Origin of the sequence: Frankia sp. AiPs1, assembly GCF_023716945.1 — a bacterium.
Taxonomy (GTDB): Bacteria; Actinomycetota; Actinomycetes; order Frankiales; family Frankiaceae; genus Frankia.
In genome coordinates, this window is sequence record NZ_JAMQQF010000273.1 from 1 (window position 1) to 7,712 (window position 7,712).

Below are 7,712 nucleotides of genomic sequence, written 5' to 3' on the forward strand. Positions count from 1 at the left end.
ACTCCCGGCTGACCTGCGTCGGCGGCCTGCGCGCGATCGCCGCCCACGCGCCGGCCCGCCAGGCGGCGCGGTGGACCGCCCTGGCCGAGGCGATCCTCGCTGACGTTGCCGCCGACTGCCGGCATTCCGATGGCCGCTGGCAACGCAGCCCCGGTGACCGGCGGATCGACGCGGCGCTGCTCCTGCCGGCCCTGCGCGGCGCGCTGCCGCCGCAGGATCCCCGCAGCCGGGCCACCGTCGCCGCGGTGGAGGCCGAGCTCGTCCGGGACGACTACGTCTACCGCTTCCCCCCGGACGGTGGCGGACCGCTCGGCGACGAGGAGGGCGCGTTTCTGCTCTGCGGCTTCCTGCTCGCCCTGGCCCGTCACACCCGAGGCGACCACGTCGGCGCGCGGGCCCTGTTCGAACGCGGCCGGGCGAGCTGCGGCAGCCCCGGCCTGTTCGCCGAGGAGTTCGACGTCGACCAGCGCCAGTTGCGCGGCAACCTGCCGCAGGCCTTCGTCCACGCCCTGCTGCTGGAGTGTGCCGCCGTCCTCGCCCCGGATGAACGTCGCGGCGTCCTGTAGCGAGGCCCCCACCGGATCGACTGGCGGGGAGAGGCGGAGCGCAGCTGGTCCGGCATGGCGGCGACGTGCCAGGCCGCTCGCGCCTGGCACGTCGTAAGTCGTCCGCGCGATGTCGACGGGCCAGTCCCGCCGCCAGAGATGTTCGTGTCGAGGCGATCGCGCTCTATAGTCGCGGGCGTGACTCCGGCGCAGGCGCGGACGTTGGCCGCGGTGCGGGCCGAACTTGCCCGGCTGGTCCGGTACGACGACGCCTCCTGTGTTCACGACACCTGGCTTCGGCAGCGATACGACGGCGGTTTCGCCGGGTCCTACGCGCCCGCCCGGGCCGAGGCGGTCGTCACCGCCTGGCACGAGGCGGGGCACGCGGTGGCCGCGCTGGCGGTCCTGGCGCGGTTCAGCTCGGCGTCGATCCGCGCGGGCGGGCGCAGCTCGGGCCGGATCCACGCGATCAGCGGCGGCGGGGCGCAGGCGTTCGTCGTCGCGGCCGGTGGGCAGGTCGCGGAGGGCCTGCGCACCTGGACGCTGCCGTCATCCGAGGCGGAGATTCGCGCGTGGCTCGCCGGCTGGCGCCGCGACGGCGGGGACGCACGGCGTTTCCGCGCGGGCCTGGCCGGAACCCGTTTTGCCGCCGACGAGGCCGCGGCCTGGCGGCACTGCGTGAACCGGCTGACGCCGCTGCGCCCGCGGATCCGAGAGCTGGCCCGCGGCCTGCTGGTCTGGCCACGTCACCTCCCCTACGCCGTGGTCGCGGCGCTCGTCGGCCCGCTCCCAGCCGACGATGACGCCCCGTTCTTCCCCAGGGGAACCGGCCCGGTCCTCCCCTGAACGGTCGGGCTCCGAAGGCGCATAGACATTCACCAAGGAACCCGCTCCACCCGGCAAAACGCCCCGACATTCCTGGCGTCGCGTGGTCGACACCGCTGATCGATCATTCGTATTCTGTCGATGGTCCTGCCGCCGGCGCGCGATGCTCGCCCGGGAATCTCCCGATTACGTCGTGAACGCCGGCCCCGCGCCGCAGCCCCAGAATCACCGGTGCAGGCAGCATTGATTATCGCGATCGAGCGACCCTGGTTGTAAGAAGGTCCTGCCTGTAGGCGGGTTCGGTGATGAAAGTGAATGGAGGGACGATGAAATCACTCTTCCGTCGCTGGCTGGCCGTGCCGGTGATGAGTCTGGCAATAGTGGCCTTGGCTGCCGTGCCAGGGTTCGCTGCCGCGGCCAGGTCGAGCGCGTCCGTTTCAACGGTGGCGGCTGTGAGTCCGGAGGCGCAGATCGGCAGATCGGCGGGGCAGATCTGTTACCGGGCCCATGTGGCGTGGATCGGATGGCAGACCTGGAGGTGCGATGGCCAGGAGGCGGGGACGACCGGCCAGGCCCTCTCGATGCAGGCGCTGGAGATTCGGACACGCAACGTCAAGGTCTGCGCCTCGGCCCATGTGCAGAGCATCGGCTGGCAGCCGGAGGTCTGCGCGACCCCTGGCGAGCCCGTCACGATCGGAACCACGGGACAGAACCTGCGGCTGGAGGCCATTCGCTTCTTCGCGCCCCGCGGGATCTGTGCCGAGGCACATCTTGCCGACACCGGCTGGCAGGGTCAGCGTTGCGGACAGACGCCCCAGGTGGGCACCGCCGGCGAAGGCCGGGCGATACAGGCAATCAAGATCTCGCCATGACGTGGTGACCGCCTGTCAACATTCCTGCACGCCGGATCTGAGTTCGTCGGTAGCAGGAGGACACCGGCAGGCGGGTGACCACGGAATGTGAGGGGGCGCCTTTCGTGCAGGGAGAACCGGGATCACGACAGCAACCCGGAATCCCGGCCGAGAGGCACCCGTTCCCACCGGTGCGCTCCTGTCGCCTAGCACCATCGGGTCGTCTCGCGTGCGACCCGATGGTGACGAGACCATGACCGGGGGGTGAAAGATTGGAACTCTGGTGTGCGATCGAACCATCGGGAGTTTGTGATTGAAACCTGGATTGCCTGCTGAGAGCATTTTCCCGGAGTCGGCCGGTCACCGTCGATTGGCGCCGGATACCGAGAAATGGGATCACTTATGCGGTTAACCGTTTTGGGTTGTCGTCAGGGCATGCCTGCGGACGGCCAGTCCAGCTCCAGCTACCTCGTCTCGACGGGGTCGGCCCGGCTCCTGCTGGACTGTGGCCCCGGCGCGGCCACGGCCCTCAGCTCGGTAGCGCACCCGAGCGAACTTGACGCGATAATAATAAGCCATCTACATGCGGACCACTGCTACGACCTGCTGACCGTCGGCAAGACCCTGCTGTCCGGTCGGCTCCGTGATCCGGAACGTTTTCCCACCCTGCGGGGCGCGGCGCGCGCCGAGTGGCCGCCGGTCCCGCTGTACGTGCCGAATGGCGGCCGGGCCAAGCTCGACCTGCTGGCCTCGGTCTTCCCGGTCCCGTCGTTTCCCATGTTGGACCGGTCGTTCGACGTCGCGTTCGACGTCCGTGAGTACGAGCCGGGCGACACGTTCACCGTCGGCGACTGCGAGATCAGCATGCACAAGCTGAACCATTCTCTGCTGAACTGCGGGACGCGTATCGAGAGCCCGGAGGGCTCGTTTGCCTTCACCGGAGACACCGCCTACACCCCCGACCTCGTCGCGCTCGCCGCGAACGTCGACCTGTTCCTCGCCGAGGCGACCCTCGAGCAGCCCGACGTCACGACGCACGGCCACCTCTGCGCGGCCGAGGCAGGTGACGTGGCCGCCGCGGCCGGTGTGAAGGAGCTCGTGCTGACCCACTTCATCACCGCCGACGACGTCTGGCTGGCGGCGCGCAAGGCCGACGCCGAGCGCTCGTTCCGAGGACCGGTGCACCTCGCCGCCCCGGCCAGGACCTTCGACATCCGCTCCTCGGCAGGGGCCCGCTCATGAGCGTCAAGCGAACGAACGTCGAGGAAACGAACGTCGAGGGAACGAACGTCGAGCGTGTGGCCGGGCGGCGGCGGTGGTCCCCGGTCGCCGCGGTAGCTCTGATCACCGCGGCCGTGCTGGCCGCCTGCGGATCGAGCTCCGACTCGGGCGCCACCGCTGCGGCCACGGGATCCGACCAGAAGATCTCGGTCAGCTTCCTGTCCTACAACTACGGAACGCCCGATATCGGTGGCAAGGGGACGCAGGCCCTGATCGACGCGTTCGAGAAGGCGCATCCGAACATCACCGTCAAGCCGCAGGGCGTCGCGGTGGCCGACGTGCTGACCCGGCTGCAGACGGACACCGCGGCCGGCTCCCCGCCGGACGTGGCCCAGATCGGCTGGAGCAAGATGGCGGCCGCCTACCAGCTCCTGCCCATCGTGCCCGTGCAGGACATCCCGACCAGGGCCGACTGGAACGCCGCCATGGCCGGGTTCTCCCAGCACCTGCTGTCCGCCGTCGCGGTGGACGGGAAGGTGAAGGCGGTCCCGTACACCATCTCGATCCCGGTGATCTTCTACAACGCGGACCTGTTCCGCAAGGCCGGCCTCGATCCGACCACGCCGCCGACGACCGTGGCCGAGGTCAAGAAGGACGCGCTGGCCATCAAGGAGAAGGCTGGGGCCCAGGGCGCGTACTTCGCCGTCGTCGACTCGGGCAAGTCCGACTACCTGACCCAGTCCGTGATCGCCAGCAACGGCGGGCGGGAGGTCGGCCCCGACGGCCTGCCGGCCTTCGACCAGCCGGCGGCCGTGGGTGCGCTGGCCGCCATGCAGGATCTGACCACGTCGGGTGCGCAGCCGGCGATCACGGCCACGAACGCCGTCGCCGCCTTCGGCGCCGGCAAGCTGGGCATGCTGATCGGCAGCACCGCCGTCACGGCCAGCCTGCAGAAGGCCGCCACCGGCAGGTTCGAGCTGCGCACGGCGGGCTTCCCGAGCTTCGGGAGCCGGCCGGCGGCCCCGACCTACTCCGGCGCCGGGCTCGCGGTCCTGGCCAAGGACTCGGCGCACCAGCAGGCGGCCTGGGAGTTCATCAAGTTCCTGACCTCGGCGGAGGGCTTCACGATCATCACCTCGAAGATCGGCTACCTGCCGCTGCGGCCGAGCCTGGCGACCGATCCGAAGTACCTCGCGCCGTACTTCGCCGCCAACAAGCTGCTCTCCCCGGCCCTGGCGCAGCTGGACAGCGTCAGCCCCTACCGGTCCTTTACCGGCAAGCGGGCCAGCCAGGCCGTCGTCGCCGTCCAGGACGACGCGGTCGAACCGATCGTGCTGCGGGGGGCCAACCCGGCGTCGACCCTGTCGTCGGTGGCGGGTCAGGTACGCGGCGTCCTCGGCCAGAAGTGATCGGATGGCGAACCCGTCTCTGATCGCGGGGGAGCGTGGCGCCGACCACGCTCCCCCGGTGGCGCGTCTGCGTGATCGCGCCCGACCCTGGCTCTACCTGGCCCCGTTGATCATCGCACTGGTCGTCTGGGTCTACGGGCCGTTGGTGTTCACCGGGGTCCTGAGCTTCATGAGCTGGAACCTGACCGCGCCCCACCCGTCCTGGCTGGGGACGGCCAACTACTCCCGGCTGCTGCACGAGCCGCAGTTCCCGCACGCCGCCCGCAACACGCTCGTCTACGCGGTGGCGATGCTGCCGTTCGCCACCGTCGTGCCGATGGCGCTGGCTATCGCCCTGTGGAAGCGACCCGGCCGGGTCAGCACCGTCTACCGGACGCTGCTGTTCCTGCCGGTCGTGCTCGCGCCGGTCGCCACGGCCATCACCTGGCAGTTCCTGCTCGACCCGTTGTCCGGGTTGGTCAACGTGGTCGCGGGCTGGTTCGGCGTCGGCGCGCACAACTGGCTCGGCGACCCGTCGAGCGCGCTGTACTCCGTTCTGCTGATCACCTCCGTCAAGGTCGTTGCCCTCAACGTGCTGCTCTTCGGTGCGGCGTTGGCGAACCTGGAGCGTGGCCTGCTCGAGGCGGCCGCGCTGGACGGCGCGACCGAGTGGGAGATCACCCGACACATCGTGCTGCCACACCTGCGGCGCACCGTCGTCCTGCTCGGCATGCTCTCCCTCGTCGTGGTCTGGCCGTGGATCTTCGCGAACGTCGCCGTGCTGACCCAGGGCGGCCCGTCCGGTTCGACCGACAACGTCTACTACCGGTTGTTCACCTACGCCTTCACCTTCTTCGACGCGGGCACGGCCTCGGCCGCCGCCGTCGTCATCACCGGCGCGCTCGCGCTGGTGCTGGGACTCGGCCTGCTCGTGGCCGGATGGAGGCGCCGTGCCATCGCCTAGCGCGACCAGACGGACCGTCGGGACGGTCGGCCGGCACGCGTTCCTGCTCGGGGCCGTCGCCATCATGATCCTGCCGGTGCTGTGGGCGCTGGCGGCGTCGTTCAAGACCCCGGGCGGCATCTTCGACTCCAACCCGCTGCCCTCGCCCGCGACCCTCGACAACTACCGGGTTGCCACCAGGGACTTCCCGGTGTGGCGCCTGTTGATCAACACCATCGTGATGGCGGCGGGGGTCACGCTGCTGCAGCTGCTGATCGCCGTGCCCGCCGCCTACGCGCTCGTCCGCTTCCCGCCCCGGGCGCACCGGGTGCTGGTCGCGCTGATCGTCATCACCCTGTTGGTCCCGCCGCAGTCGCTGATCATCCCGCTGTTCCTGACGATCTCCCACCTGGGCTGGCGGAACACCTTTCCGGGCCTGATCCTGCCGCAGCTCTACGGGACGGGCCTCGCGGTGATCCTCCTGCGCGACCACATCCGGGCGGTCCCCTCGACGGTGCTGGGCGCGGCCGTCCTCGACGGCGCCCGACCGGGGGAGGTGCTGCGGCTGGTGTTGCTGCCGCTGCTGCGGCCGGCCCTGGGTGCGGTCGCGATCCTGCTGTTCATCACCGCCTGGAACGAGTACCTGTGGCCGAGCCTGGCCGCCCCGGACATCGATCACGCCACGATCCAGCCCGGCCTGGGCGCCTTCCTCACCCAGGAGGGTCCGGAGTACGGGCCCCTGCTCGCCGGCTCGATGCTGGCCACCCTGCCGATCGTCGCCGTCTACCTCCTCGCCTCCCGCCGCGTCACCGACGCCTTCATGCACAGCGGACTGAGATGACGCACATCGCGGACATGCCCACCTCCGGCCCGACCGAGCTCCCGGCGACGGCGACGGCGACGGCGTCGGGGCGGCCCCGGCAAGACCCGCCAGACGGGTCCGCTGCCGCGCGGGACGGGATCACGACGGACGGGATCACGACGGGCGGGATGACGACGGACGGGATCACGCTGGCAGGCATCGTGAAACGCTACGGTGCCCACCCGGCGCTCGACGTGCCGCGCCTGGGTGTGCCGGCCGGCTCCCTGACGGTCGTGGTCGGCCCGTCCGGCTGCGGGAAGTCGACGGGGCTGCGGGTCGTCGCCGGGCTGGAGACACCCGACGAGGGCCGGGTGCTCATCGACGGCACCGACGTGACCCACCTGCCGCCGGGCGAGCGCGGGGTGGCCCTGGTCTTCCAGGACTTCGCGTTGTACCCGCACATGACCGTGGAGCGCAACATCGACTTCGGTCTCCGGCTGGCGGCCAGGCATGATCGGCGCTTTGGCCCGAGTCGGGCGGAGATCTCCAGCCGGGTGGCCGAGGTCTGCGCGATGCTCGGGCTCAGCGAGCTGCGCCGCCGCCGGCCCGAGCAGCTCTCCGGCGGGGAGCGCCAGCGGGTGGGACTGGCCCGGGCGATCGTGCGCCGCCCGGCCGTCCTGCTCCTCGACGAGCCGCTGTCGAGCCTCGACGCCCAGCTTCGTCAACGGGCGCGGGCGGAGCTGGTCCGGCTGCACCGGGAGCTCGGCAACACGGTGGTACTGGTCACCCACGACCAGCTTGAGGCGCTGTCGATGGGCACGAACCTGGTCGTCATGAACCGCGGCCGGGTGATCCAGGCCGGGCCGCCCGAGCAGGTGTACCGATACCCGGCGGACACCTTCGTCGCGACCTTCCTGGGCAGCCCGCCGATGAACCTGCACTCCGTCGCGCCGGCGGGGGACGGGCGGGTCCTGGCCGGTCCTGGGGTGGCGGCGCGGCTGCCCGGGCCGCCCCCGCCCCGGGCGGCCGGCCCGCCCCCCCGGGCCCGGCGGCCCCCCCCACAACCGGGCCCCCCCCCCCCACCCCCCCGGCCGCCACCCAACCTACACAACAACGTAGATCCCGCCCCCCCCAACC

General features: G+C 71.0%; 8 protein-coding genes. All 8 read left to right on the forward strand.

Going from position 1 to position 7,712, the window contains the following annotated elements; all coding sequences use genetic code 11:
* The coding region (locus ND748_RS20335; RefSeq protein WP_251747589.1) for a glycoside hydrolase family 15 protein at nt 1–566 on the forward strand (566 nt) is incomplete at its 5' end.
* A gap of 177 nt (nt 567–743) precedes the next feature.
* Nucleotides 744–1,391: a hypothetical protein gene (locus ND748_RS20340; protein ID WP_251747590.1), complete on the forward strand. Its 648-nt coding sequence runs from the start codon at nt 744–746 to the stop codon at nt 1,389–1,391.
* A 305-nt stretch (nt 1,392–1,696) separates the two neighbouring features.
* Nucleotides 1,697–2,242 carry a hypothetical protein gene (locus ND748_RS20345; protein WP_251747591.1) on the forward strand — a complete coding sequence of 182 codons (546 nt, stop codon included), beginning with the start codon at nt 1,697–1,699 and terminating at the stop codon, nt 2,240–2,242.
* Between the two features lie 381 nt (nt 2,243–2,623).
* On the forward strand, nt 2,624–3,463 hold the full coding sequence (locus tag ND748_RS20350) for an MBL fold metallo-hydrolase (protein WP_251747592.1): 840 nt from the start codon (nt 2,624–2,626) through the stop codon (nt 3,461–3,463).
* Nucleotides 3,460–4,851, forward strand: coding sequence for an ABC transporter substrate-binding protein (locus ND748_RS20355; protein ID WP_251747593.1), 1,392 nt, complete (start codon nt 3,460–3,462; stop codon nt 4,849–4,851). The genes ND748_RS20350 and ND748_RS20355 overlap by 4 nt, the downstream gene beginning before the upstream one ends.
* A gap of 4 nt (nt 4,852–4,855) precedes the next feature.
* The gene (locus ND748_RS20360; protein ID WP_251747594.1) at nt 4,856–5,794 is read left to right on the forward strand and encodes a carbohydrate ABC transporter permease; all 939 of its coding nucleotides are present in this window, start codon (nt 4,856–4,858) and stop codon (nt 5,792–5,794) included.
* Nucleotides 5,781–6,614 carry a carbohydrate ABC transporter permease gene (locus ND748_RS20365; RefSeq protein ID WP_251747595.1) on the forward strand — a complete coding sequence of 278 codons (834 nt, stop codon included), beginning with the start codon at nt 5,781–5,783 and terminating at the stop codon, nt 6,612–6,614. Before ND748_RS20360 ends, ND748_RS20365 begins: the two co-directional genes overlap by 14 nt.
* On the forward strand, nt 6,611–7,712 hold a 1,102-nt coding region (locus ND748_RS20370), incomplete at its 3' end, for an ABC transporter ATP-binding protein (protein WP_251747596.1). The genes ND748_RS20365 and ND748_RS20370, both read left to right, overlap by 4 nt.

Coding starts and splice junctions, on each gene's coding strand:
- ND748_RS20355 (WP_251747593.1), top strand. CDS start 3,460: ATGAGCGTCAAGCGAACGAACGTCGAGGAAACGAACGTCGAGGGAACG.
- ND748_RS20345 (WP_251747591.1), top strand. CDS start 1,697: ATGAAATCACTCTTCCGTCGCTGGCTGGCCGTGCCGGTGATGAGTCTG.
- ND748_RS20360 (WP_251747594.1), top strand. CDS start 4,856: ATGGCGAACCCGTCTCTGATCGCGGGGGAGCGTGGCGCCGACCACGCT.
- ND748_RS20350 (WP_251747592.1), top strand. CDS start 2,624: ATGCGGTTAACCGTTTTGGGTTGTCGTCAGGGCATGCCTGCGGACGGC.